This is a genomic window from Protofrankia sp. CiP3 (genome assembly GCF_917627345.1).
GTDB lineage: Bacteria > Actinomycetota > Actinomycetes > Frankiales > Frankiaceae > Protofrankia.
In genome coordinates, this window is sequence record NZ_CAKJTM010000068.1 from 1 (window position 1) to 25,391 (window position 25,391).

23 protein-coding genes and 4 pseudogenes are annotated in these 25,391 nt (G+C 71.4%); 14 read left to right on the top strand and 13 right to left on the bottom strand.

Going from position 1 to position 25,391, the window contains the following annotated elements; translation table 11 throughout:
- The first annotated feature begins 107 nt into the window (after positions 1–107).
- A complete protein-coding gene (locus tag MJ797_RS19165) occupies positions 108–398 on the top strand; it encodes a hypothetical protein (protein ID WP_239337264.1) in 291 nt (96 codons plus the stop codon).
- A gap of 118 nt (positions 399–516) precedes the next feature.
- Here the strand turns inward: MJ797_RS19165 and MJ797_RS19170 are convergent, their stop codons facing one another.
- Entirely contained in the window at positions 517–1,707 is a 1,191-nt protein-coding gene (locus MJ797_RS19170) for a HoxN/HupN/NixA family nickel/cobalt transporter (RefSeq protein ID WP_239337267.1), read from the bottom strand.
- 501 nt (positions 1,708–2,208) lie between these two features.
- On the bottom strand, positions 2,209–3,126 hold the full coding sequence (locus MJ797_RS19175) for a cation diffusion facilitator family transporter (RefSeq protein WP_239337270.1): 918 nt from the start codon (positions 3,124–3,126) through the stop codon (positions 2,209–2,211).
- Between the two features lie 176 nt (positions 3,127–3,302).
- Here MJ797_RS19175 and MJ797_RS19180 point away from each other — a divergent pair, with 176 nt between their 5' ends.
- The 3 genes and pseudogenes from MJ797_RS19180 to MJ797_RS19190 form a co-directional block, all read left to right on the top strand.
- Entirely contained in the window at positions 3,303–3,599 is a 297-nt protein-coding gene (locus MJ797_RS19180) for a hypothetical protein (RefSeq protein WP_239337274.1), read from the top strand.
- A gap of 127 nt (positions 3,600–3,726) precedes the next feature.
- A complete protein-coding gene (locus MJ797_RS19185; RefSeq protein ID WP_239337276.1) occupies positions 3,727–4,338 on the top strand; it encodes a superoxide dismutase in 612 nt (203 codons plus the stop codon).
- A 100-nt stretch (positions 4,339–4,438) separates the two neighbouring features.
- Positions 4,439–5,623 (top strand): annotated as a pseudogene (locus tag MJ797_RS19190) (MFS transporter); the annotation flags it as partial.
- Between the two features lie 51 nt (positions 5,624–5,674).
- Here the strand turns inward: MJ797_RS19190 and MJ797_RS19195 are convergent.
- The 7 genes from MJ797_RS19195 to MJ797_RS19225 all read right to left on the bottom strand — a co-directional run bounded on the left by MJ797_RS19195 (position 5,675) and on the right by MJ797_RS19225 (position 12,620).
- Positions 5,675–6,082, bottom strand: a complete 408-nt coding sequence (locus tag MJ797_RS19195) for a helix-turn-helix domain-containing protein (RefSeq protein ID WP_239337279.1) — start codon at positions 6,080–6,082, stop codon at positions 5,675–5,677.
- Complete coding sequence (locus MJ797_RS19200; RefSeq protein WP_239337283.1) at positions 6,079–6,654, bottom strand: cyclic nucleotide-binding domain-containing protein; 576 nt, start codon at positions 6,652–6,654, stop codon at positions 6,079–6,081. Before MJ797_RS19200 ends, MJ797_RS19195 begins: the two co-directional genes overlap by 4 nt.
- Before the next feature lie 185 nt (positions 6,655–6,839).
- Entirely contained in the window at positions 6,840–8,261 is a 1,422-nt protein-coding gene (locus MJ797_RS19205) for a YcaO-like family protein (protein WP_239337297.1), read from the bottom strand.
- A gap of 46 nt (positions 8,262–8,307) precedes the next feature.
- Positions 8,308–9,714, bottom strand: coding sequence for a YcaO-like family protein (locus tag MJ797_RS19210; protein WP_239337311.1), 1,407 nt, complete (start codon positions 9,712–9,714; stop codon positions 8,308–8,310).
- Positions 9,711–11,501: a CocE/NonD family hydrolase gene (locus tag MJ797_RS19215; protein WP_239337314.1), complete on the bottom strand. Its 1,791-nt coding sequence runs from the start codon at positions 11,499–11,501 to the stop codon at positions 9,711–9,713. The genes MJ797_RS19210 and MJ797_RS19215 overlap by 4 nt, the downstream gene beginning before the upstream one ends.
- A complete protein-coding gene (locus MJ797_RS19220; protein WP_239337316.1) occupies positions 11,498–12,358 on the bottom strand; it encodes a hypothetical protein in 861 nt (286 codons plus the stop codon). Before MJ797_RS19220 ends, MJ797_RS19215 begins: the two co-directional genes overlap by 4 nt.
- A gap of 124 nt (positions 12,359–12,482) precedes the next feature.
- Positions 12,483–12,620, bottom strand: coding sequence for a hypothetical protein (locus MJ797_RS19225; protein WP_239337328.1), 138 nt, complete (start codon positions 12,618–12,620; stop codon positions 12,483–12,485).
- A gap of 144 nt (positions 12,621–12,764) precedes the next feature.
- Between MJ797_RS19225 and MJ797_RS19230 the strand changes: the two genes are divergently transcribed.
- The 7 genes from MJ797_RS19230 to MJ797_RS19260 all read left to right on the top strand — a co-directional run bounded on the left by MJ797_RS19230 (position 12,765) and on the right by MJ797_RS19260 (position 21,910).
- A complete protein-coding gene (locus MJ797_RS19230) occupies positions 12,765–14,411 on the top strand; it encodes a SagB family peptide dehydrogenase (RefSeq protein WP_239337333.1) in 1,647 nt (548 codons plus the stop codon).
- A 68-nt stretch (positions 14,412–14,479) separates the two neighbouring features.
- On the top strand, positions 14,480–15,505 hold the full coding sequence (locus MJ797_RS19235) for an ABC transporter substrate-binding protein (RefSeq protein WP_239337355.1): 1,026 nt from the start codon (positions 14,480–14,482) through the stop codon (positions 15,503–15,505).
- Positions 15,506–15,655: 150 nt separating this feature from the next.
- Complete coding sequence (locus MJ797_RS19240) at positions 15,656–16,666, top strand: iron ABC transporter permease (protein ID WP_239337357.1); 1,011 nt, start codon at positions 15,656–15,658, stop codon at positions 16,664–16,666.
- Positions 16,663–17,526 carry an ABC transporter ATP-binding protein gene (locus MJ797_RS19245; RefSeq protein WP_239337374.1) on the top strand — a complete coding sequence of 288 codons (864 nt, stop codon included), beginning with the start codon at positions 16,663–16,665 and terminating at the stop codon, positions 17,524–17,526. Before MJ797_RS19240 ends, MJ797_RS19245 begins: the two co-directional genes overlap by 4 nt.
- Positions 17,526–19,274: an ABC transporter ATP-binding protein/permease gene (locus MJ797_RS19250; protein ID WP_239337406.1), complete on the top strand. Its 1,749-nt coding sequence runs from the start codon at positions 17,526–17,528 to the stop codon at positions 19,272–19,274. The genes MJ797_RS19245 and MJ797_RS19250 overlap by 1 nt, the downstream gene beginning before the upstream one ends.
- Entirely contained in the window at positions 19,271–21,091 is a 1,821-nt protein-coding gene (gene cydC, locus MJ797_RS19255) for a thiol reductant ABC exporter subunit CydC (RefSeq protein ID WP_239337389.1), read from the top strand. Before MJ797_RS19250 ends, cydC begins: the two co-directional genes overlap by 4 nt.
- A gap of 267 nt (positions 21,092–21,358) precedes the next feature.
- On the top strand, positions 21,359–21,910 hold the full coding sequence (locus MJ797_RS19260; protein ID WP_239337392.1) for a GNAT family N-acetyltransferase: 552 nt from the start codon (positions 21,359–21,361) through the stop codon (positions 21,908–21,910).
- Positions 21,911–21,933: 23 nt separating this feature from the next.
- On the opposite strand, the pseudogene MJ797_RS27575 reads toward MJ797_RS19260, so the two are convergent.
- The 4 genes and pseudogenes from MJ797_RS27575 to MJ797_RS19265 all read right to left on the bottom strand — a co-directional run.
- Positions 21,934–22,045 (bottom strand): annotated as a pseudogene (locus tag MJ797_RS27575) (hypothetical protein); the annotation flags it as partial.
- A 166-nt stretch (positions 22,046–22,211) separates the two neighbouring features.
- Positions 22,212–22,340, bottom strand: coding sequence for a hypothetical protein (locus MJ797_RS27040; protein WP_255739202.1), 129 nt, complete (start codon positions 22,338–22,340; stop codon positions 22,212–22,214).
- Positions 22,340–22,474 (bottom strand): annotated as a pseudogene (locus tag MJ797_RS27045) (iron chelate uptake ABC transporter family permease subunit); the annotation flags it as partial. The pseudogene MJ797_RS27045 and the gene MJ797_RS27040, both read right to left, overlap by 1 nt.
- Positions 22,475–22,611: 137 nt before the next feature.
- Positions 22,612–23,016 (bottom strand): helix-turn-helix transcriptional regulator, encoded by a 405-nt coding sequence (locus MJ797_RS19265; protein WP_239337395.1) that lies wholly within the window; start codon positions 23,014–23,016, stop codon positions 22,612–22,614.
- A gap of 258 nt (positions 23,017–23,274) precedes the next feature.
- Between MJ797_RS19265 and MJ797_RS19270 the strand changes: the two genes are divergently transcribed.
- The 3 genes and pseudogenes from MJ797_RS19270 to MJ797_RS19280 form a co-directional block, all read left to right on the top strand.
- Entirely contained in the window at positions 23,275–25,017 is a 1,743-nt protein-coding gene (locus MJ797_RS19270) for an ABC transporter permease subunit (RefSeq protein WP_239337398.1), read from the top strand.
- Positions 25,018–25,080: 63 nt separating this feature from the next.
- Positions 25,081–25,236 (top strand): hypothetical protein, encoded by a 156-nt coding sequence (locus MJ797_RS19275; protein ID WP_239337401.1) that lies wholly within the window; start codon positions 25,081–25,083, stop codon positions 25,234–25,236.
- Positions 25,161–25,391: pseudogene (locus MJ797_RS19280) on the top strand (IS30 family transposase); the annotation flags it as partial. The gene MJ797_RS19275 and the pseudogene MJ797_RS19280, both read left to right, overlap by 76 nt.

Here is a 25,391-nt window from a genome sequence, read left to right on the forward strand (position 1 = left end):
CCGGAAAGTTGACAGTCCCGCAGTGCGAGCGGTGCCGGCAGGCTGACGCGCCGGGGCCTGTACCTCGATGACCCAGCGCATCCAGGACTACCTGACCTGGTGGCGAGTTGTCCGTCGCCAGCGCTGAGTTCGCGCGTTTGTGGGCCCAGCAGCGGGTGAAGAGCAAGACGTACGGCGACAAGGTTGTCGACCACCCGCTCGTCGGCCGGTTGGCGCTGCGCTACGAGACGTTGCGGCCGATCGGCGACAGCGGCCAGGCGCTGATTCGTCTACACCCTGCAGACGAGAGCACCGCCGACGCCTGCCGGCTCCTCCTACACGAGAACGAGGCCAGGACCGAGCCTGGGACCGGGGCCGAGTCCGGGACGAGCAGTGCCACGGCCTGGGGCTGGGGATAGCGGTGAGGAAGGTGGCGTCATGGTGGGCGTCAAGGAAACCGCCCACCATGACGCCGGGCGGTTTCCTTGGCGGCGCTTCCGCGTTGTGGGGGCCGACCGGACGCGGCTCGATCGGGTGTCAGGCCGATTCGGCTGGGTGGGTGGCCTCGTAGGTCGGATTGGTGGACCAGCGTTCTTCGATGCGGCCGAAGTACCAGACGGACAGGGCGATGGCCCAGGCGAGGAAGAACAGGCCGACGATGGCGTAGCCGGCGTAGTCAAGGTTGATATTGGCGATCCAGGCGAGTGGTCCGGTTTCGATGGTGAAGCGGTCGGCGAGGACGCCGATGAGTTCGATGGTGCCGATGACGAGGGCGACGATGACGGAGATCGTGGTGATGGTGAGGTTGTAGAAGACCTTGCGGACGGGGCGGGCGAACGCCCAGCCGTAGGCGGCGTTCATGAAGACGCCGTCGATGGTGTCCATGAGGCACATGCCGGCGGCGAAGAGGATCGGCAGGACGAGGATCGAGTAGAAGGGCAGGTTGAACGCTGCCGCGCCGCCGGCGAGGACGAGCAGGCCGACTTCGGTGGCGGTGTCGAAGCCGAGTCCGAACAGGACGCCGATGGGGTAGATGTTCCACGGCTTGGTCACGGTCTTGGTTAGCCCGCCGAGGAAGCGGTTCATGAAGCCGCGCGAATCGAGCTGGCGCTCCAGCTCCTGCTCGTCGTAGCTGCCGCCGCGTATCTCGCGGAAGACCTTCACGATGCCGAGCAGTGCGGCGAGGTTGAGGATCCCGATGATCCACAGGAAGACGCCGGAGACTGACGGGCCGATGACGCCGGTGATGGTGTGCAGTTTGGAGCTGTCGTCCTCGACCGGGCCGACGAGGGACTTGACGCCGATGGAGAGCAGGAACGCCAGGGCGAACACGATGGTCGAGTGACCGAGGGAGAACCAGAACCCGACGGAGAGCGGCCGTCGTTGGCGGCCCTGGCCGGCCGCTTCCTTCGCGATGTTGTCGGCGATGAGCTTGCGGGTGGTGTTGTCGACGGCGGCGATGTGGTCGGCGTCGAAGGCGTGGCGCAGGCCGAAGGTGTAGGCGAGGACGCCAACGCCGGCGGTGAACACGGGGTGGTCGCCGCCGAGCTGGTAGTTGTGCGGCGTCACGAGAGCGAACAGGACGACGAAACCCAGCGTGTGGAGCAGGACGATGAAGGCGGCCATCCCGGCAAGGGAGCGCTTGTCCGCGCCGGTGAGGCTGCCCCGGAACTGCGCCAGCCGCGTCGCCAGGGACGGCCCTGCGGCGCTGGGAGCTGGTTGAGCCACGGGGGTCTCCTCTCAAAGTCATCGGACCGAGGTTCGTGGACCCACCGGCGCTGCCACGGCGCCGACCCGCTGCATGAACGGCGGCGGACGGCGTGTCCCCGGTCCCGGTGGTCACGCCATTCCCCCTGGCAGGCGCGTCGACATTAACCGCAGGATCTGCGCTTTTGCAAGGCTTTCGCAGTAGCATTCATTTTGCCGATGGTGTTGGTGTGTGCACAGCGTGTGCGGGAGACCCGCGGGGACGTGGATGACCTGGAGGGCCTGCGATGGTCATACGAGCGGAAACGCTCGGACGCGGCGATGCGGCAGAGTGGGCGGCCCGGCGCGCACGGGAGACGGGCAAGTCCGTTGGCAAACGATGGACCATCGTCCGCCAACACGTGGTCGAAACACTGGCCGCCGCGGACGGCCACCTGTCCACTGCCCAGATCCACCAACTGGGCTGCGTGGGCCAGGAGGTCTTCGGCGGCGCCCGGCAGTCTCGCTGCGGGCCGCCGCAGGCTAGCCAGCGGAGCGGGCGGACCAGCTGATGGCACGCGCTTCGGGCAGGGCATGGGCGACGGCGGCGATGACGTGGCGGCCGATGGCATCGGCCGCGCGGACGGGCAGGTCGGGGTCGACCCAGCCTTCGATCTCGACGCGCAGGGTCCGGCCGGTCCAGCGGGCGCGTGCGTGGATGTGGCTGACGCCGGGGACGGTGGTGGCGGCAGCCTCGGCGCTGGTGATGACGGCCGGGTCGACGCCGTCGAGCAGGTGGCGGGCGAGATCGGTGGTGACCTCCCAGCCGATGTGGCAGATCAGCAGGGTCACGGCAAGGCCGGCGAGCGGGTCGCCCCAGCGGGCGCCGGCGGCGACTGCGACCAGGCCGGCCAGGGCACCGGCCGACGACAGCGCGTCCAGCCAGGAGTGTTTGGCGTCGCCGATGAGGGTGGCGGACTGGATGCGCCGGCCGACACGCAGCTTGTAGCGGGCGACAAGCTGATTGCCCAGGACGCCGATCGCGGCGGCGGCGATCCCGACGCCGAGGTGGGTGGTGGTGCCATGGCCCAGCAGCTTGCGGACGCTTTCCACGCCGGCGAACAGCGCACTGGCCCAGATGACCGCGGCGACGCCGAGGCCGGCGAGGTCCTCGGCCCGCTCCAGCCCGTAGGGATAGCGCTCGCTGGCGGTGCGCCGCGAGACGCGGAATCCGAGGAACACGACCAGGCTGGTGGACACGTCGGACAGGTTGTGGAACGCGTCCCCGAGGAGCCCCACGGACCCCGTCAGTAGAGCGATGAGCAGCTCGGCGAGGCCTGTTGCGGCGAGACCGACCGCGCTCAGGGCGATAGCCCGGTGCGCTGCGCGCCGCTCGCCCGCGTCGTCGACCTCTGTCAGTCCGACAGGGTCGGCTGCTTGGCGTCCGCTGATCGTGTGCATGCCTCCAGCATCCATCCGGCCGGCCGTGTCCGGCGGCGATCCTCGGGCCGCTGTGTGCCCGACCCGGTGAACAGGACGGGTGCTGAGCCCTCGTACGGGCATTCGAGAGAGGTACGTAGTTGCATAGAATTCGCAGCTGTCCGACCCGGCGCGGGTTGGCTATGGAGGGAGTGGCCGTGAGCCCAGGTGCTGGAGGGCCGGCCGGGTGCCTGCCGGTCGCGATCGAGGTGATGACCGCCTACACCGATTCGGCCGATGACCCCGGTTTCTTCTGGCAAAGCGTGCAGCGGGTGATGGCGGACGGCGCCGGTCGGTCGAACCCGGCGGAGGCGATGGCCGAACTGGTGCTGGGCCTGTCCGCTCTGTGCGGGATCACCCTTGATGACCTGGCCGAACGCTCCGGACCGGAGACCGGGCCGCGGGAGGTGCTGGCGGCGATCCGGCGCGCCTACGTCACCGACCCGGCCACCTGATCTCAGGATCGGCCTGGACGACGCCCGCTGATCCGACGCCCCCTTTCTGATCATCCCTGGCACGGCCGGCAGGGCCCGGTCGCGCCGGTGGCCACCGTTCGCTCATCACCTGGAAGGACTACACATCGTGACGATCTACTCCCTGCCGGATCTGCCCTACGACTACGCCGCCCTGGAACCGGCGATCATCGGGCAGATCCTCGAGCTGCACCACGACAAGCACCACGCCACCTACGTCGCAGGCGCCAACACCACCCTGGAGAAGCTGGCGGACGCGCGTGACAAGGGCGACTTCGGCGCCATCGTCGGGCTGGAGAAGACGCTCGCGTTCAACGTGTCCGGACACATCCTGCACTCGATCTACTGGCAGAACCTCTCCCCGGACGGCGGCGACAAGCCCGACGGCGCGCTGGCCGACGCCATCGACGCCTCCTTCGGCTCGTTCGACGGCTTCCGGGCCCAGCTCACCGCCGCCACCACCACCGTGCAGGGCTCCGGCTGGGGAGTACTCGCCTACGACGCGCTGTCCGACCGGCTGCTGATCGAGCAGGTCTACGACCACCAGGGCAACGTCGGCATCGGCAACACCCCGCTACTCGTCTTCGACGCCTGGGAACACGCCTGGTACCTGCAGTACAAGAACGTCAAGGCCGACTACGTCTCGGCCCTGTGGAACATCGTCAACTGGGCCGACGTGGCGACCCGCTACACGACCGCCCGTCAGGCACGTCAGGTCTGACCGTGAGAGCGGCGGGCGCCCAGGCGAGGCTGATCGCGCCGCCAGTCCGTGATCGGTTGGCCTGTTGCCTTGCGGTACCGGCCCTGCCCCGCCGGTACCGGTGACCGCCGCCACGCCGGGGGGCCCGGCCGGCGGCGGTCCGGGTTCCTTGCGGGCCGACCCGGTTTTCGTCCGGTTCTGGTGCGCCCGGGCGGCGTCGTTGTCGGGGACGGTGGTGACGACCGTCCTGCTGCCGGTGCTGGTCTTCGAGCTGACCGGGTCGGCAGCATGGACGGCGCTCCTGACCGCGTTGGAAGCGGCGCCGTACCTGCTGTTCGGGCTGGTTGCCGGGACGTTCGCCGACCGGGTCGACAGGCGGCGGTTGATGGTCGGGTGCGATCTGGCCAACGCGGCGCTGTTGGCTTCGATCCCGCTGGCCGATGCGGTAGGCGGCGTGACGCTGGCGCACGTCGCCGGGGTGGCTCTGGTGTCGGGCTGCCTGTTCGTGTGGTTCGACGCGGCGAACTTCGGGGCACTGCCCGCGCTCGTCGGCCGGGACCGGCTGGTCGCCGCGACGAGCGCGGTGTGGTCGGCCGAGCAGGTGCTGTCGGTCGCTGGGCCCGCTGCTGCCGGGGTGCTGACCGCGTGGATCGGGCCGGCGGACGCATTGTGGTGGGATGCGGGGAGCTACCTGGCTTCCGCCATGTTGCTGCTGACGATCCGGCGCCCCTTCCAGACCGGCGCGCCGACGGTCGTCGACGGCGGATCGGCCTGGGCGCGGATGGCCCGCGATGCGGCCGAGGGTTTACGGTTCGTGCGCCGCCACCCGCTGGTCCGGGTGACCACACTGGTCGGCTTCGGGGCGACGTTCACCGGCGGGGCGGTTCTCGGCCTGCTGGTCGTCTACGGCGTGCAGGCGCTGGGCCTGCCCCGTGGGGACAGCCGGATCGGGGTCCTGTATGCCGTCGTGGGCATCGGGTCGCTGCTGGCGACGGTCGGGCTGCCGGTGTTGGCGGCCCGGACACGCGCCGGGCTGATCACCGTGCTGGGTCTGGTGGGCACGCTGATCGGTGTAGCTGGTCTGGTGGCCGCACCGACGTTCGCGGTCGGGATCGTGTTCCTGCTGGTGTGGGATGCGGCGCACGTGCTGGTGGTGCTCAACGGGATCACTATCCGGCAGATGGTCACGCCGGACCGGTTGCAGGGCCGGGTGAATGCGGCGGGTCGGATGCTGGCGTGGAGTGGGCAGCCGCTGGGCGCGGTCGTGGGCGGTCTGGTCGCACAGGCCGTCAACGTGCGGATGGCGCTGGCGGTGGCGGCGGTTGGGGTGGCCACGGTACTGGTCGTCGGTGTGCGGTCACCGTTGCTGACGTCGCCGCTGCGCACCGTCGACCGCGGGTCCAGGACCGACAGCGGGCAGGACGGCGGACGGGGTGTCGTAGAGGCAGATGCGTTCCTCGCTGCCGGTCCCGACGGTGCCGACCAGGTGGCGCCGTCGTAGCACGCCGAGCAGCCGGGTGATCGTCGCCCGGGTGGCGCCGGTCGCTGCGGCCAGATGCGTGTGCGTGAGGCGTAGGTCGATGATCCGCCGACCGGCGGCGCCTACCCCGAACTGGTCGGCGAGAACCTCCAAGATCGCCAGCAGGCGCTCGTCGAGGCGGCAGTGGCCGCGGGCCGCGGCCCAGGCGTCCGCGTAGCGGAGCCGTTCGCGGATCGGCTCGGCGAGCCTCCGGTGGACGGCCTCGTCGTACTCGAGCAGGGTCACCACGATGTCGGTGTGGGCGTGCGGGTCGGCAATCCCCGACGGGTCTGGCCGACGGCCACCTGGCCCGGTCCGCAGAAGCCGAGGAGGACCTCCGTGCCGTCGGGGTGCACCGCGGTCAGGGCCACGATCCCGTCCTGAACAACGAGGAGCCCTTCGGGCGCTACGAGCACCCGCTGCCCGCGGGTATACCGCTGCGGCCGGTGGGCACCGGTCGGGACGGTGGACGACGGTGACGGTTCGCCGGCCATGGCGGCCAGTGAGCGCAGCAGCACCGCCTGGGTGATCTCGGCGGGCAGCACCGCGTGGGCTCCCGCCTCGTAGGCGGCGACGGCCGCGTTCGGGTTGTTGTCGAGGTTCCAGGCGATCCAGGGCACACCCGTCTGCCGCGCGAGCGCGGCGACGACCGGCGCCGGTGAGCCGCGCATCGCGGCTACGACCGGTGGCCGGCCGTCGAGCAGCGTGCTGCCGTCGAGCCGCTCGGGCGCGATCAATGTGACGTCGTGCCCGGCCTGCTGGAGCCAGCCCAGCAGTACGGCGGGCGGCGGAGCGGCCACGACGGCGACGTGGGCCACGGAATCTCATCCCTCGTAAGCGGTGCAGACACAGCCGGGCACAGCCGTTCCACACCGCCCCTCGCCCGACCCACCGATATGCAAGATTAATGCAACTACAAACTCTTCGCAGGTCATTCCACCGTTTGACCGTTGTGCTCCGACGGCGTGGCGCACATCTCGCCAGGTGGATTGGCCCGGGTGGACTAGGCGTAGGGAAGGGGCAGCAGGCACCAGCCGTTCGGGCCAGCCGGGCCGAGGCGGCGTCCCCCCAGGTAGGGAAACGCCGCCGGGGCGTTGTCGTACAGGTCCGGGGCGACCACGCGGACGACGTGCCAGCCGCAGGCAGCGACCTCTGACGTGGTCACGTCCACCGAGATCGTGCGCAGCCCGCGGGCCGAGAGGTGCTGGACGGTGGCGGCGACACTGGTCGGCCCCCCGGTGGGGAGGTCGCCCACGGTGAGCTGGGGGCCGCCGGTGAGACGGCCGGTGAGCAGGGTGCGCATGCTCGGGTCGAGGTAGAGCTGCGCGTGGCAGAGCAGGTCGCGCACGTCGCGCCAGTCCGGGCGGTAGGAGCGCCGGTAGTGACGGTCAGCCCGCCACGGTTTGAGCGGGCCGGCCGGTCCGGCACCGAGCCGCAGCGGCGCACTGCCGGGTTCGAGCAGGGCATGGGCGAGCATGTGCAGCTGGGCCGCCTCGGCTGCCGCCTTGAAGACCGCCGCCAGCGGGTCCGGTCGGCATGCGGTGCCGAGCCCCACCAGCTCGGTGTCGGTGTCGTACAGCAGCACGCCGACGACGGACAGGTCCACCGCGGCGGGGAACTGGATGACGTGGGGCTCGAGGTTTCGGTGAGGTCCCTGCAGCAGCCGGTGCAGCCAGCCGGGCAGCTCGACCCGGCGCAGCGGTGCGGGGCGGGTCCACGCGGTGTGGACGGCGTCCCGTTCGACCAGTTCGAGCAGCGCGGCACCCTCGGCGTGGGCGCGGCTGCGTCCGGCGGCCAGTCCGGCGTGCCGCAGCGGGTGCAGGCGGGGCTCACCGGCCGCGCCGGCACTATTCAGGTAGGTCGTGTAGATCAGGGACGCGGGCGCGAGAGTGGGCTGGCCGGTGGTCAGGTCGCGGCCGGGGACCCACCGCACCCGTTGGTCGCGGGTGAACGGCGCGAACGGGAAACCTGGTGTGGCGTACTGCTCGGCGGAGAACAGGGCCAGGTCGTGCGGGTCGAGGGCGGCCTGCCCGGTGCTGGCGAGCTCGGCGTAGCTGGCGCCGGTGAGACGGGCGGGGACGAGCGCGGCGCAGTAGCGTTCGACGGCCTCGCCGAGCGCGGCGTTCGTGGCGGCGGCCCGGTCCCACCAGGCGCAGCCGGCGGCGACCGGGTCGCCCCGGCCGCCGCCGCTGATCGGCCGGGTGTCGGCGAGGGAGGCGATGACCTGCCGCAGTTGCCGGGGTAGGTGAGGGTGCAGCGGCTGCGGCCGCAGCAGGCGGACTATCCCTGTCCGGGCGTCCACAAGAGGGTCTACGAGAGGGTCGTTCGCCTCGGCCGGACGGTCCGCCGCCGGCGGGGTGCCGCCGACGACGACGTGTTCCGGCCTCGCTGTCGCCGCTGCCGGCGCGCCTGCGGGGTCGAGCACCTGGTCGGATGGGGAAGGTTGGCGGGCGGTGGACACGACGTGGGAGTCAGATCGCGGGGATGGGGGCGCGGACGACGTCGGTCGGACGTAGCGGCGCCGCCGCCCAGCCGAGCGCGACCGGCTCGGTGTAGAGCCGGTGCGCGCCCAGGTACGGCAGGGCTGCGGGTGCGTTGGCGCACAGGCCGGGCACCACGACACGGGCGACGTGCACGCCGGCCGTACGCAGGTCGGAGGACGTGAGGTCGATCGCGACGGCCCGCAGGTCCTGGTCGGTGAGCCGCTGGAGGACGTGGGAGTGGCTGCCGGCAGAGATGTCGTCGATGCCGAGGACGCGGGCCGGCCGGCGGAGGCGGTCGACCCGGTCGTGCATCCGCGGGTCCAGGTAGAGCTGGGCGTGCACGGCGAAGTCGACGGCGGCTCGGTAGTCGACCCCGGCCTGGTCGAGGTAGCGCCGGTCGGCGCGGTACGGCAGGAAGCAGCGCCGGTCCTGTCGGCCGGTGGCGACCGCTTTCCAGACCCTGCTGGCGGGGTCGAGCAGGTCGGCGCTGAACAGGGCGAGCTGGCAGGCCTCGGCGAACGCCTTGACCGCCGCCGCGGTCGGGTCCTGCCTGGCCGCGCTGCCAAGGGTCACGATGCCCTGCTCGGGGTCGTGCAGGAGGGCGGCGACGACCGGCAGTCCGAGCCGGGTTGGTATCCAGGCCAGGTGGCAGCGCAGCCGGGTGGTGGCGAGCACGGCGGCGAGCTCTGGCAGGGAGTCGAGGTCGATGCCGGTCGCGGGGGCGTCGGCGCACCACCAGACGCTGACGGCGTCCCGTTCGATGACCTCGGCGAGCGCCGTTTCCTGGGCAATGACCGGGGACGGGCCGGCGGCGATCCCGGGGAAGTACACCCCATGGGTGACGGGCTCCGCGGCTCGACGCCGATCGGGCCGGTCAGCGTGGTCGGGGCCGCCACGTCGATAGTTGATGTTGTGGTGGTAGTTGAGGTAGGCCAGCGACGCCGGTACGGCCACGGTGGCCCCGCTGGTCAGGTCGACACCGTCCACCCAGGCGATCCGCAGGTCGTCGGTGAACGGGACGAAGGGGAACCCGCGGGCCGCGTACTGCCACGGCGCGTACAGCGGCAGGTCGGCCGGGCCGACCAGCTGGGCGCCGCCGTCCCGCAGCTCACCGGCACTGCCACGGCGCAGACCGGGCGGGACGAGGTTGCCGGCGTAGCGTTCGGCTGCCTCGCCGAGCGCGGCGGCCCGGGCGCCGGGCGGGTCGGCGAGGGTCGCTGCCGAGGTCCACGGGTCGACCCAGGGGCCGTGGCAGCCGAGCCCGGCGACGTCGGCGCCGTAGACGACGAGCTGGGCTGGCAGCCAGTCCGGGGTGGGCACGCGCAGCAGCTTCCGCACGATCCCGCATCTGGCGTCGACCAGCAGGTCGACACCTGCTGGCTGCAGCGTGCTCACAGCGGACCACCGGGGCCGCGGTCCTCGCCCTCGTCGGGGTCCATCCACAGGTCGTCGGGCAGGGCGACGCGGGTGGGGGTGTCCGGTCCGAACAGGACACGCTGGTGCGCGACCTGTCCGACGACGGCGGTGTGCCGATCGCCGCCGGTGTTGAAGGTGCGCGCGTGTTCGGGGAAGTCCGCCGAGCCAACCTCCAACCGCAGCCGGTGACCGGCGGGGATGACCAGTGCCGTCGGCGAGAGCGGGATGTGCACCCGCTGCGGCCGACCGGGCAGCGGCGGTGGTCCACCTGCCCGGGCCGCAGCGGCGTGGGCGTCGACGATGCCGTCCGAGAACGGGATGCGCCGGCCGTCAGGGAACACCTCGTAGAGCCGGGCCGCCCAGTCGGTCGCGGGCGCGTCGGTGCAGGCGTACAGGGTGACCTGCGGGCTGCCGATGATGTGCAAAGGCCGCGCCAGTGCGGCGGTGGTGTAGCCGGCGACATCGACCCGACGGGCCAGATCGTCGCGATGCGCCGGCACGTGATGTGACGGTGTCGGGTCGACCGGGTCGTAGGCGAACTCGTCTGTACCGCCGACGGTGGCTGGCTGCCCGTGCAACCGGCCGTCGGGACCGGCGTACAGCACCCGCCGCCGCGGTTCGACCGGTTCGACCGGCTCGACCGGCTCGACCGGCTCGACCGGCTCGACCGGCTCGACCGGCTCGACCGGCTCGACCGGCTGGCCGTGAGTGTCGTCGGGGGCGGCGAGATCGACCCACCGGTTGTCGCCCATCAGGAAGATCCGCACCGGCTCGTCGACCCGGGCCTGCGGTGCCGGCGGTGATCCGGCGGCCTCGGTGAGCACCCAGCCCAGCCACCGCACCTGAGCCCGCCCCAGCGCGAACCGGGAAGCCGGGCCGAAGTCTCGGTCACCGAGCTGGTAGGGCACGTCGAACCGCAGGTCGTGCGCCCATGGGCCGATGATCAACCCGCGGTCCGGGCGCGGGTGTACGTCCCGGCCCGCCAGCCGCCACTGCTGCAAAGTCTGCCCGATGAACCCGTCGTGCCAGCCGCCGACGTGCAGGACGGGCACGGCGACTGCGGCCAGTTCCTCGTCGCGTATCGCGGCGGTCTCCTCCTCGCCGGCCGGCTGCTCGGCGGCGGCCAGCACCGCCGGCCAGCTCGGGAGGTCCACTCTGAGCCGGCCCGGCAGGTCGCCGACGGGCAGGTGGTGCAGCGCCGCCCGATCGGCTCTCAGGGCCGCAGCGAAGGCACCGGGCCGGCTGACGGAGGCGTCCCCGTGGGTGACCCACCAGCCGGCGGCGCTGGCCAGGTGCAGGATGCCGCCGGCGTCGACATGGACGGCCCGCAGGCCCATCGCCGGCACCATGCTGATCACGGCAGCGATCGCCTGGTGCGCGCTGATCGCCGCGCACCAAGCCGTGAACGCGGCGTAGGAGCCGCCGGCGACGATGACCCGGCCGTCGCACCAGGGCTGGTCGGCGACCCAGCCGACGACCGCGGGGCTGTCGCCGCGTTCGCTGCGGTAGGGCTGCCATGCGCCCTCGGAGTCGTAGCGACCGCGGACGTCGCTGGCCACGAACGCGAAGCCGTGCCGGGCCCAGCCGGCGCCTTCGGCGCGGTGCTGGTAGCGGCCGTACGGGGTGCGCAGCAGCACCGCGGGCGCGGGTCGCCCACCCGCCGGCAGGCAGACATCCGCCGCGAGCCGGGTGCCGTCGGGAAGGCGGCACACCTGATGCAGCACGGATGGTGCGCCGGCCGCCGCTACGGCAACGTAGCCGGTCACGACGCGCGCAACGGGGCGGCGGGCGGCTGCTCGCCCGCGGTGAGGATCTCGTGGGGCAGCGGGAGGACCGGATGCCGGCGCAGCTCGAAGGTGGTCGGGTCGAGTTCGAGCTGCCAGCGGTCGTGCGGTGCGGGGTGCCCGGCCAGGATCGCCAGGACGTCCGCGGCGAGCAGACCGGCGGCGACCGCGGCGAGGGCGGGCGCAACCGGTGGCGGCGGGAGGCCGGGAGCCTCCTCAAGGTGGCGCCAGTAGGCCTCCAGCTCGTCGGGCCTGGTGGAGGCCGCGAGCCTGCGGGCACGGGTGTCGCCGTAGCCGCCGGGTCGGCCCGGAGCTGCCGGTGGGCCGAGGAACAGCCGGTGACCCTCCCAGTAGCAGCAGTGCCACGCCACCCCGCGGGCCGTACACCGGCGGGTCTGCCGTTGCCAGCGGCGGTCGGGCAGCCAGCCGGCACAGGCCACCACCATCGCGGCCCCCGGGCCGTCCGCGTCGGGAACGATCGCCTGGCCGGCGCGGGTGAGCACGTCCGTCAGCAGGTCGGCGACCAGGGTATCGCCGTCGACGGCGACCGCTGCCCGCGCGCGTCGACCCGCGTCTGCGACCCGCGTTGGCGGCGCCGATAGCGTCGGCGCGAGCAGGCCGGCGGCGTCCAATGCGTCGAGGGCCTCGCCGAGGGCTGTCGTGGCCGGGTTGCCAGCGAGCACCCGATCCGCGTCCTGCCCGCTGGTGACCAGCTCGGCCAGGGCGCGGCCATCCTCGGCGGAGAGCCGCAACCGTTGCAGGCTGCCGTCGGGCAGGGCAAGCCGCCACTGGCCGTCCGGGCCCTGGTAGATGTGGCAGCCGTCGCGCAAGCGCGCCAAGCCTCGGTGTGCGCTCCAGTTCCGGCCCTGCAAGGGTGACCGGCCTCTCATGGACTCGTGTCAGCCCGCGCGGCGGCACCCCCCGGCTGGATGGATGCCGGCCGCGCGGGCGACGGGGCGGGGCCTACTCCTGGTCGTCGCCGGCCTCGGTCGCTTCGGTGTCGTCCCACGCGAAGGGGCTCTGGACCAGAGCGGTCGGGTTGTGCGGCGCAGGGAAGATCTCCTCGTCGTCCAACGACTCGAACAGCGGCTCGTTCGTCATCGGGCTCTCCTCGAACACGGTTGGGGCGCCGCGGGGAACGGCACCGGATCACAGGCACCGTCGACGGTAGGTCGCGCCCGCCGGCCCGCACCGTCTTCCCGCGCACCAGGGCACAGTGCGAACCGACACCATCGCCTGGTGTCGATGGACACCGCCGTATCCCCGGCGCGCACCTACTCTCACGACGGCATGCATCCGCCTGTTCCGGCCGACCCGGCCCACCCCGCCGATCTCCTGCCGGCCGCAGCGCCCTGGCCCGACCCTGACAGTGCGGCAGGTGGCGATCCGACGAATGATCCTTGGGAACGGTGTTGGCAGCCGGGCCGGATCGGGGATCCGGCCGACTGGGACGTGGCGGCGGCGTTCCACCCCGGCGTCACGGTGACGGCGGCCGGCACCGCCGCGGAACTGCGGCTCCCGACCGGCCGCCGGTTCCCGCTCGCTGCCGACCCGGACGTCCGCCACGCATTCGGCCTGCTCTCCGACGGCTGGCGCAGCGAGGATGAGCTGGTTCTGGCGATGCAGGGCGGGCCGAGAGACTCCGGGATGACGAAGGGCCAGGCATCATTGCGGGCGGCGCTGCGTCGGCTCGGCGCGGCGGGGGTGCTGCGTCATGCGCTGCGCGTCGACGGCCGCGTCCTCGCGGTCGCCGAACCGATGACCCGGGCCGTGTTGGCCCGGGTCACGCCCGTCCGCGACAGCACGGCCCGGCTGTCCCGCTTCGCCTGGTGCCGTCGGGACGGCGAGCGGATGGTGCTCGAATCCCCGCGCAGCCCGATCCGCATCCACCTGGTCGATCCCGTCGCCGCCGCGGTACTCGTCGGGCTGTCCACGGCTGCCGTCGACCAGCGCCAGCCAACCGTCCACCCCGACGGCTGCTGGGACCGCGTGCTGGTCGGGGTGACCGGACTGCTCGCTGCCGCCGGCATGCTCACCTATGCCGACACGGAGGAGGCCGACCCGGTGCTGGCTCAACGGGAGTTCCACGACCTGCTGTTTCACACCCGCAGCCGGCTGGGCCGCCACGATGCCTCGCTCGGCGGGACCTACCGGTTCCGCGGCCGGATCGCACCCGCGCCCGCCGTCGCGCCCCGCCGGCACGACCGGCCGGCGCTCGTCCTGCCTCGTCCCGATCCCGGTGCGCTCGGTTGGGGCCGGCCGCTCGGCGCGGTGCTGGAAGCCCGCCGCTCCGTCCGGGACCACGGCGAACCCTCGATCGGCAGCACCGAACTCGGCCACTTCCTGTATCGGGTCGCCCGGGTCCGCCGCATGATCGAGCCAGATCCGGCGGCGGGAGTGCACTACCCGGCCAGTGACCGGCCCTACCCCAGCGGCGGGGCCGGGTACGACCTGGAGATCTATCCCCTGGTGACCCGCTGCGCAGGCGTGGGCCCTGGCCTGTACCACTACGACCCGGACGGCCACTGTCTCGAACCGATCGAGGCCCGACCCGCGGATCTCGACGCCGTGACGACGGGCGCACGCCTGGCCGCCGGGATGGCTGGCATGCCCCAGGTGGTGCTGGTCCTGACCTCCCGCTTCGCCCGCCTGTCCTGGAAGTACGAGGGCATCGCCTACGCGACGACGTTGAAGAACGTCGGCGTCCTGTTCCAGACGATGTACCTGGTCGCGACCGACATGGACCTCGCGCCGTGCGCACCCGGCACCGGCAACAGCGACCTGTTCGCGGCGATGGTCGGCGCCGACCCGGCGGCGGAGGCCTCCGTCGGCGAATTCCTGCTCGGCAGCCAGCCTCTGACCAGCCGGAACATCTCTGCAAAGGCTGAGTAGTTGCGACCTCTTTGCGATAAGCTCGCTGTCGATCTCCGGCTCGCCGGTGCCGGGATGGAGGGGGCGGCATGGCGTACGGACTCGGCACGCTCGCGGCGAAGGTCCGCCGACCAGCGCTGATCGGGGCCGCGGCGGCGCTCGCCGCAGGCACGATCGCGTTGACCGGCTGCGGTGGCGACACGACCACCGCGACGGCAGGCCCGTCGGCGGATACCGGTGGCGCCGTCACCGTCCAGAACTGCGGCCGAACGCTCACCATCGCCAAGCCACCGACGCGGGCGATCGGCTTCTACCAGACGACCACCGAAATGATGATCGCCCTGGGACTGGCCGACCGGATGGTCGGCCGGGAGGGCTTCGCCGAGTCCCCGCTGCTGCCCGAGCAGGAAGCGGCCTTCCGGAAGATCCCCGAGCTTGCCCCCGGCCCGTACCCACCCACCAAGGAGCGGCTGCTCGCGGCCCGGCCCGACTTCGTCTTCGTCGCCGACCCGAGCTACGAGTTCGACCCCAGCCAGGGACTCGCCTCCCGGGAGCAGATCGAGGCGTCCGGCGCCGCGGTCTACGTGATGACCGCCCGGTGCAAGGCCGGCCAGCAGGCAAGGATCGCCGACACGTACACGGACATCCTCAACATCGGCAAGATCTTCGGCCGGGACACGCAGGCCCAACAACTCGTCGCGGCGATGAAGGCGCGGATCGGCGCCGTCACCGCCAAGGTCGCGGGGCGTGCGCCCGTCCGGATCATGATCTACCAGGGTGGGACCGGACCACTCAACGTCACCGCCCGGGGCTACTCCGACCTGCCCGACCTGGCTGGCGGGGACAACGTGTTCAGTGATCCCGCGAAGGTCGACACGACCGTCAGCGCGGAGCAGGTCGTCCAACGCAACCCCGAGGTGTTCGTCACCAACGACTACCAGCCCGGCCCGACCGCCCAGGAGAAAGCCGACTACCTGCTCCGGACATTCCCCACCACTGCTGCTGCGCGCGACTGGCGGGTGGTGTCCGTGCAGAACATCGAGCTCAGCCCCGGCATCCGGAACATCACCGCGGTGGAGAAGCTGGCCCAGGCGTTCTTCCCGCGCGCCTCCTGACCCCGCGCCGTGCCCGGTAGCGCCGAAACCAGCCCTCGCCGCGCCGACGCACCCCCGCTCGGCGTCGCGTCTCCCGGCACCGTGTCTCCCGATGCCGCGGTCGGGCAGCCCGCTCGCCCGGCCCGGACGGGTGCACGGTGGCGCAGCCGCGTGACCGTCGGCGTGACACCGCTTCTGCTGGCCGCCTCCATCGTGATCGCCGTGTCGGTGGGGTCCGTCGGAGTAGCGCCGTCGGCGACGCTGCGGATCATCTGGTTCCACCTGGTCCCAGGCGTCCGCCTACCCACCGACCTGACCGGCGCGGACCAGATCATCTGGACGTTCCGGCTCCCGCGGGTGCTGCTCGCCGCGGTCGTGGGCGCCGGGCTGTCCGTGGTCGGCGCCACCCTGCAGGCAGTGGTCCGCAACCCGCTGGCCGACCCCTTCGTGCTGGGCGTCTCGTCCGGCGCCGGGTTCGCCGCCGTCATCGTCCTCGTCGCCGGTGCGGCCGGCACCACCAGCCTGTCGGCTGCGGCGTTCACCGGATCGTTGGCCGCGCTCGCGGCGGTGTGGCTGCTGGCCCGCCAGGACGGCCAGTTCTCCCCGACCCGGCTGGTGCTGGCCGGCGTCGCGCTGTCCTACCTGTTCTTCGCCGGCACCAGCTTCCTGATCTTCCAGTCGGGGTCGGCCCGGGCTGCGCAGACCGCCCTGTTCTGGCTGTTGGGCAGCCTCGGCGGCGCGACCTGGTCCCAGCTCGGCCTACCCACACTCGCGATCGTCGCCGGGACCGGCTGGCTCACCCTGCGAGCACGACCGCTCAACGCGCTGCTCGTCGGGGACGACACCGCCGCGGCGCTCGGCGTCGACGTCCCCCGGCTACGCGCCGAACTCCTGATCATCACCTCGCTGTTGACCGGAGTCGCGGTCGCGGTCAGCGGCGGGATCGGGTTCGTCGGCCTCGTCGTCCCGCACATCGCCCGGCTGCTCGTCGGCGCGGATCACCGGCGGCTGCTGCCACTCGCCGCGGCTGGCGGGGCGCTGTTCCTCGTCTGGTCCGACCTGCTCACCCGGATCGTCGTCGCCCCCGAGGAACTGCCACTCAGCGTCATCACAGCCGCCGTCGGCGCTCCGCTGTTCCTGCACCTGCTGCGCCGCCGGCCCGCAGTGGCAGGCGGCCGATGAGGCTGCGCATCGACGGCTTGGCCGTCGTTCTCGCCGGCCACCGCGCCGTCGACGGAGTCGACCTGCACGTCGAGGCCGGTGAGCTGGTCGGCATCGTCGGCCCGAACGGCAGCGGCAAGTCCACCCTGCTGCGCGCCGTCTATCGAGCCGTCCGGCCCACCGCGGGCGCCGTCTGGATCGGCGGCGATGACGTGTGGGCGCTGCCGCCCCGCGCGAGCGCCCGCCGCACCGCCGTGGTCCCCCAGGAGCAGGCCAGCGACTTCGGCTTCACCGTCGAGGAGATCGTCACCATGGGCCGCGGCCCCCACAAGGGACTCCTCGACCGCGACACCACAACGGACCTGGCCATTGTCCGGGACGCGCTGGCCCGGGTCGGTATGGCCAGGGCAGGTGGCAGGGCCTTCGCCAGCCTGTCCGGCGGCGAGAAGCAGCGCGTCCTCATCGCCCGAGCGCTCGCCCAGCAGACGCCGGTGCTGCTGCTGGACGAACCGACCAACCACCTCGACATCCGCTACCAACTGGAGGTGCTGCACCTCGTCGCCGGGCTCGGCCCGGCGACACTGGCCGCGTTGCACGACCTCAACCTTGCCGCCGCCTTCTGCCACCGGCTCTACCTGCTGCACGACGGTCGCATCGTCGCCACCGGCACCCCCGAGCAGGTCCTCACCCCAACCCTGATAGCCGAGGTGTTCGGCGTCCATGCCGTCCCAGGTATCCATCCGACCACCGGACGGCTCCAGCTCTCCTTCGCCCTCCCGACCACCACCGCCGAGGCACCCACCACCGCCGACGCCGGCCACCTCCCGCGGCAAGGAACACCGACGACCACCCGCGCGCGAAAGGACCTCGACCCGCCGTGATGCTGCACCGACGGCTGATCGCCCTGACCGGAACGATCCGCGGCCACCTCGCCCTCACCACCTCGGCGAGCCTCGCCGCCACCGCGACCCACATCGCCCAGGCGATGCTGATCGCCGCGATCCTCAGCCGGGTGACCGGTGGCGCCCGGCTGGCCGAACTCGCCCTGCCGCTGGGCGTCCTCGGTGGTCTGGTCACCCTGCGCGCGGCGCTGGTCTGGCTCCGGGAGATTTCCCAGCAGGCGACGGCCGCCACGGTCAAGGAACGCATCCGGCTGCGCCTCGCGGCGAGGCTTCTCGAACTCGGCCCTGGCTACCTGCTGCGCACCCGCAGCGGCGCGACCATGTCCAGCCTCGTCGACGGGGTCGAAGGCCTGGAGGCCTACTACGCCCGCTACCTTCCGCAGCTGATCACCGCGCTGGTAGGGCCGCTGGCGATCCTGATCGTCATCAGCCGGATCGACCCGCTCGCGACCGCTCTCATGGCGGTCTGCGTGGCAACGGTCGCCGTGGGCCCGCGCCTGTTCGACCGGCTCCTTGGCAAACGCGGCCGAAGCCACTGGCACGCCTACACCCGGCTCGGTGCCGACTACCTTGACGCGATGCGCGGCATGACGATCCTCAAGGCGTTCAACGCCGCCGGCCGACGTCGTAGCCAGTTGCAGCGCCGCTCCCACCTGCTCTACCGCGCGACGATGGCCCAGATGGCTGTCTCGCTGATCGACACCGCCATCACCACCACCGGCATCGGAGCGGGCGTCGCCGTGGCCACCGTCGTCGGCTCGCTGCACCGCGCCGACGGCACGATCAGCACCACCGGCCTGTTCACCCTGCTGCTGCTCGCCCGCGAATGCTTCCGGCCCTTCGGGCAGCTGTCCGCCTACTGGCACGCCGGCTACCTCGGCATTTCCGCGGTCGCGGACATCGACCGGCTGCTGAGGGCCGAAGCCGGCGTCGTCGAAGCTCCGGACGCGGTTGCCGCACTGCCCGCCGCCGCACTGCTGCGGCGCACCGCGCTACCCGCCGTCGCCTTCCACCACGTCGGCTTCACCTACGACGCCCGCACCACTCCCGCCCTCGACGGGCTGTCGCTGCATATCCACCCAGGCGAGACCGTCGCGCTGGTCGGCCCGTCCGGCTCCGGGAAAACCACCGCCGTCGCCCTGCTGCTGCGCTTCTTCGACCCCACCAGCGGCCGGATAACCCTCGGCGGGGTCGACATCCGTACCCTCACCCTGGCGTCGCTGCGCGCCTCGGTCGCCGTCGTCTGGCAGGACACCTACCTCTTCCACGGCACCATCGCCGACAACTTGCGCCTCGCCCGCCCCGGCGCCCCCGACACCGACCTGATCCGCGCGGCCCGGACCGCCGCGGCGCACGACTTCATCACCGCGCTCCCCGACGGCTACGACACCCGCGTCGGCGAACGAGGGCTCACCCTCTCCGGCGGCCAGCGTCAACGGGTCGCCCTCGCCCGCGCGCTCCTCGCGGACGCCCCCGTCCTGGTCCTCGACGAAGCCACCTCCCACGTCGACCCCGCCAGCGAAGCCGCGATCCAGGACGCGCTCACCGACATCACCCGCGACCGCAGCACCCTCGTGATCGCCCACCGGCTGTCCACCATCCAGCACGCCGACCGGATCGTCGTCCTCGACAACGGCACAGTCGACGCGACCGGCAGCCACCACGACCTGCTCCGGGACGACGGCCTCTACGCCCGGCTCACCGCCCGGCAGACGGTCGCGCCATGACCACCACCCGGGCCGCCGAAGCCTCAGCCGGCACGGCCCAACCCGTACCCCTGCGCCGTCTCATCCCCCTGTTCGGGCCGTATCACCGCCTGTTCGTCGCGACCGTCGCCGCCGGCCTGGCCAGCCACGGCCTCGGCGTCGCCGCGGCGGCGCTGGCAGCCTGGCTCGTCGGTGCCGCCGCCAGCGGGCACACCGCCTCGTCGCTGACGCCGAGCATCCTGGCGCTGGCCTGCTGCGTCGCCGGGCACGGTCTCGCCCGATGGGCCGAAATGTGGGTCGCCCACGACTACTCCTACCGGATCATTGCCGACCTCCGCGTCCGCCTCTACGACGCACTCGAACGGACCGCGCCGGCTCAACTCCTGGAGCAACGCAGCGGCGACCTCGCCGCCACCGTCATCGGCGACGTCGAGACCCTCGAATGGTTCTACGCCCACACCATCGCCGCCTACGTCGTCGCCGTCGCAGTCCCCGCGACCACGCTCGGCGTGCTGGCAACCATCGCTCCCGTCCTTGCCCTGCTCCTCCTCGGCCCGCTGCTGGCGCTGGCCAGCGTCCCCTTCTGGCTCGCCGCCCGGGCGGTGCGCCAAGGCGCGCGGCTACGCACGCACCTCGGCGCACTGCACGCCGACGTCATCGACGGTGTGCATGGCCTGCGGGAACTCGTCAGCCTCGGCCGCGGCAACGACCACCTCACCCGGCTACGCACCGCCACCCGCACGTTCGCCCGCCACCAGCGGTCCCACAGCGTCCGCCTCGGCGCCGAACACGCCGCCGCCGACCTCCTCACCGCCGTCGCGACCCTCACCGTCCTGCTCGGCGCGGCAGGCCTCGCCGCCTCCGGACAGCTCGACCTCGCCGATCTTCCGCTTGCGGTCGTGCTCGCCGCAGCCAGCACCAGCCCGATCCTCGAGGTCACCCCCACCGCCGGCCAACTCGGTCAGATCCGCGCCAGCGCCACCCGCATCTTTACCCTGCTGGACCACCCGCCGCAGGTCACCGACCACGCATCCGAACCTCCGGCCGGCATACCACCGGCCCGGCTGACCTTCGAGAACGTGACCTTTCGCTACCACGTAGAAGGGCCGGACGTTCTGACAGGGGTGTCCTTCACCGTCGAACCGGGCGAGACGGCCGCCCTCGTCGGACCGTCCGGCGCAGGAAAGACCACCTGCACCAACCTGCTCCTACGCTTCTGGGACCCAACCAGCGGCCGGATCACCCTCGGCGGCCACGACCTACGCGCCTACCCACAAGACGCACTACGGTCCCGAATCGCCTATGTACCCCAGGACGGCCACCTGTTCACCGCCACCATCGCGGAGAACCTCCGCATTGGACGCCCCGACGCCACCCAGGCCGACCTCATCGATGCCGCCCGCCAAGCCCGCGCCCACGACTTCATCACGGCCCTCCCGAACGGCTACCAGACCCGGCTCGGAGAACACGGAGCAACCCTCTCCGGCGGACAGCGCCAACGCATCGCCATCGCCCGCGCCCTGCTCACCGGCGCCGACATCCTCGTCATGGACGAAGCCGTCGCCAACCTCGACACCGACAACGAACACCTCATCGCCGAGGCACTGCGTGCCGCCCGCCGCGGACGCACCTGCATGATCATCGCCCACCGGCCGTCGACAATCCGAACCGCAGACCGGATCATCGTGCTCGCCAACGGCCGGATCGCCGAGACCGGCACCCACAGCGAACTCGTCCATTGCGGTGGCGCTTACGCCACGCTCATCAACCCGGAAAGTCCCTCCGGCGACCCGTCGGACCGGCCAGCGGCCCGCCAGGCAGGAAGGCTCCCTGGTTGATGAGCGCCACCTTCGACACACCGAAGCCGGCGCGCGGCCCGCGCAGGGCCGTAGACGCAAGCGCATCCCGCGCCGTTCGTCGGCGCCCAGATACTTCCCGTCCGACGACAGCCCGAAGACGTCGTTCAGCGATCTGCGGCTATCCACGGCTATCCACAACCTGTCTGCGCAGACCAGGGAGAAGATACTCACGATGATATTTTCAGTGCAAGCACATATCAGAGTTCGCCTGGGGAAGGCGGTCCCCGCAATTCCTGTGCCTCGGCGATGAACGGACCAGGGATCTCCTACCAAGAGCAGGACGGATCTGGCACGCGCGGCTGGACCAGGCAGCTCGCCGATCTGTACGGTGTGGCGTTCGCCGGTCCGCCATGGCGGGAGACCCACGCGGACGTCCTCCGTTTCCTGCGCCGATTCGCCTGGCAGAGCACGGTTCCGACGTTCCGCTGCATACTGGCCGTGGCCGACGACGAACTGCTGGGCGCCTGCTACGGCTACAGTCTCACCGGGCCTTTCCCACCGGATGAGCCTTTCTACCAGCAGCTGCTGACCCAGATCGACGCCGGTCTCATCGATCGGCATCTACGCGGCACGTACGAGATCGCCGAGCTGATGGTCCACCCCGACGCACAACGCCATGGAGTAGGAACCACGCTGCTGACGGATATGCTTACGAACTGCCGGCAGGCATGGCTGTGCGTACATCGGGACAGCCACGCGAGGCGCCTCTACGAACGAGCCGGCTTCCGCCATCTCGCCCCACTGACGGCGGCTAGAAACCAGCCACTCGACCTCATGACATGGACCGCAGCCACCTAAAGGGCATCTTGTGGACACAGCAGGGTCATCAACTTGCGGGCGGTGTCGTCGATCGCGGCGATGTGGCCGGCGTCGCGGGCGTGGCGCAGGCCGAGGGTATCGGCAGGTGACACCAAGGTCGATGCCGAACACCCGGCTGCCGAACCGACAACGGTACGAGGCGATCATCGCAACCGTCTATCCACACTGATTGCTACGGAATCGAGCCGCTACGAACCCAGGCGAAGAACCCGGGGAACTGGGCTGCGGCGCGCCCCCTCTTGGAGTGGAATATCCGTACATCGGAAGCGCAGAGCCAACATCAGAATAGACCGCTGCCGTTCAGGCCGATCAGGGCGACGAACTCGCCCGGTTCGGCGGCCAGGTTGACGTCGCTGACGATCGGACTTCCGTCGATCTCGGCCGACACTCCGGCCAGCGCGAGCCGCATCAGGTGCTCCGTCCCGCTCGGCGGCGCAGCAGCCACAGGAAGAACGGCACGCCGAGCGCCGTGGTGAAGATCCCAACGGGCAGTTCGTTCGGCCGCTCCACCGTCCGAGTCGCAAGGTCGACGACGACCAGGTGTTGGACGACGGTCTACCCACTCAGGCCCGCTACACGAACGAACCCCGCAGATCGATCACAACCCGATACGCGCCCTAACGCGAAAACCCGCTACGGAGCCCCGCCCGGTGACCTGCCCCTTCCGGGGGCCCTGCCGTTCAGACACTGGTCGGGGTGAAGCGCGGGCGGCGCGGGGGCCGGCGGGGGTCTGGCACCGGCTCGACGGCGAGGGTGCCGTCGGGGGCGATGTGGCTGAACATCTGCTCGATCACGCCGACGATGTGTGGGTCCTCGACGTGGTAGAGCTGGCGGCGCCCGTCGCGGCGGGCGGTGACGATCCCGGCCGCGCGCAGCTTGGCCAGCTGCTGGCTGGCGGCGGGGACGTTCGCGCCGGTGAGCTCGGCGAGGGTGGTCACGTCGTACTCGCCGGAGGCGAGCAGCCAGACGAGATGCAGCCGACCCGGCACGGAGAGCATGTCGAACGACGCCGCGGCGGCGTCCAGCTGGGCGGCGGTGACGTGGCGCGATGCGGGAGTGGGTGCCGTCTGGTGTGTCTGCGTCATCGTCTCCCACTCTCCCCCCAATCTGGGGTTTGCGCAACTCGTTGAGTATCGCTACGCTGAGGCCGCCTGCGGGGCGCCAGGCCGGCACGCCTGGTGAACGTGACCGACCGAGCAGAGGAGGTGAGCGCGGTGAGCGCGGATGCCCATAGTCCCTGCGCCGACCGTCCCTGCTCGCCCGCCGAGATTGCCGTGCCCTGCGCCGTCACGCCCTGACATCCGCCTCGGGCGCGGCGGTCCGCCCGCCCCTGGAGGTTCCCGATGTCGATGGCGCCGCCGTTCACCGCCCAGGGCGCGACGCTGCGGTCGCGGACCCACCTGGTGGCCGACGCGGTGGTGCTTGTCGCGGTCGCGGTGCTGTTCTGGCTGCTCATCCGCCTGTCGCACGGTGTGAACGCGCCGTTCAACCGCGGAACGGCCGCGTCGTCGGTGTCGACCGATCCGTCGCATCTGCCGTACTATGCGGCCCGGTCGCTGCTGCGGATGTTCGCCGCACTCGCGGTCTCGACGGCATTCACGCTCGTCTACGCGACCGCCGCCGCGCGGCTGCGCCGGGCGGAGAAGCTGCTGCTGCCGGTCCTGGACGTGCTGCAGTCAGTGCCGGTGCTGGCCTTCTTGTCGGTGACGTTGTCGGTGTGGCTGACGCTGTTCCCGCACACCATGCTGGGTGTCGAGTGCGCGTGCGCCTTCGCGATCTTCACCAGCCAGGCGTGGAACATGACCTTCGCGTTCTACCAGTCGCTGACGACGCAGCCGCGGGAGCTGGATGAGGCGGCGCGGCTGCTGCGGCTGACTCGTTGGCAGCGGTTCTGGACGCTGGACGTGCCGAACGGGATGATCCCGCTGGTCTGGAACGGGATGATGAGCTTCGGGGGCGGCTGGTTCTTCCTGGTCGCGTCCGAGGTCATCTCGGTGAACAACCACACCTACGCGCTGCCTGGCATCGGTTCCTACGTCGCCGCCGTGACCGAGCACAAGCAGGTCGGGCGGCTGCTGCTGGCCATCGGCGTGATGATCGTGATGGTGGTCGGAGTCAACGTCGTCTTCTGGCGGCCCCTGACCGCCTGGGCGGAACGCTTCCGCGCCGAGGACACCGCCGCCGCCGAGGTGCAGCGCAGCGTGACGCTGAACCTGCTGCGCCGTTCCAGCCTGCCAGCGCTCGTCGGGAATGGGCTGCGCCCCGCCGCCCGGGTGCTCGACCGGGTCACCCGGCCCTTCGGGCTCGCGGACTACCCACTGCAGGTCCATCCGTACCGGCGCCGCGCCGGGGACGTCGTCTTCGCCGCGGTGGTGCTCGGGCTCATCGGCTGGGGCGTGTCGAGGATGCTGGTCTACGTCGGCCATGGCACCGGGCTCGGGGAGTTCGGGCACGCCTTCCTGCTCGGCCTGGCGACCTTTGCGCGGGTGCTCGTCCTCATCGTGATCGGCTCCGCGGTGTGGGTACCGATCGGCGTGTGGATCGGGATGAACCCGAAGGTGACCCGCTACGCGCAGCCGGTCGTGCAGGTCCTCGCGTCCTTTCCCGCCAACTTCCTGTTCCCGTTCGTCACCCTCGTCCTCATCCACACCGGGATCAGCCTGAACATCGGCGGCATCGTGCCGATGAGCCTGGGCGCCCAGTGGTACATCCTGTTCAACGTCATCGTCGGCGCCTCGGCGATCCCCAGCGACCTGCGCGAGGCCGCGACCAGCCTTCGGATGGACCGCCTGCTGCGGTGGCGCACCCTGATCGGGCCGGCGATCTTCTCCGCTTGGGTCACTGGCGGCATCACCGCCGCCGGCGGCGCCTGGAACGCCTCGATCGTCGCCGAGGTCGTCTCGTACGGACCCCACACCCTGACCGCCACCGGCCTGGGCGCCTACATCTCCCAGTCCACCGCCCAGGGCAACTTCGCCCGCACCCTGGTCGGCGTCATCGTCATGAGCGTCTATGTCGTCGGGCTCAACCGGCTGTTCTGGCGCCGTCTCTACCGCTACGCCGAAACCCGCTACTCCCTCACCTGACCCCTACGGATACCACCAGCGACCGGCCAAGACTCGAAGCATCGATCTGACTGAGGAGGTGCCGTGACGGCCACCTACCCGTTGCACACGACCGCGACCGGACAGCAGACCGCGATCGTCGACGTCGACCACGTGTCCAAGTCCTTCCCCTCGGCCGACGGCACCACCCTGCCTGGGACCAGGGCAAGGAGATGGCCCGGCACGCCGATTTCACCGTGAGAACCGGCATGCCAGTCTATTTTTGCGATCCGCATTCGCCGTGGCAGCGGGGTTCGAACGAGAACACCAACGGCCTTCTTCGGCAGTATTTCCCGAAGGGCACGGACCTGTCCTTGCATTCCCAGGAGGATCTCGATAGAGTGGCCGCAGAGTTC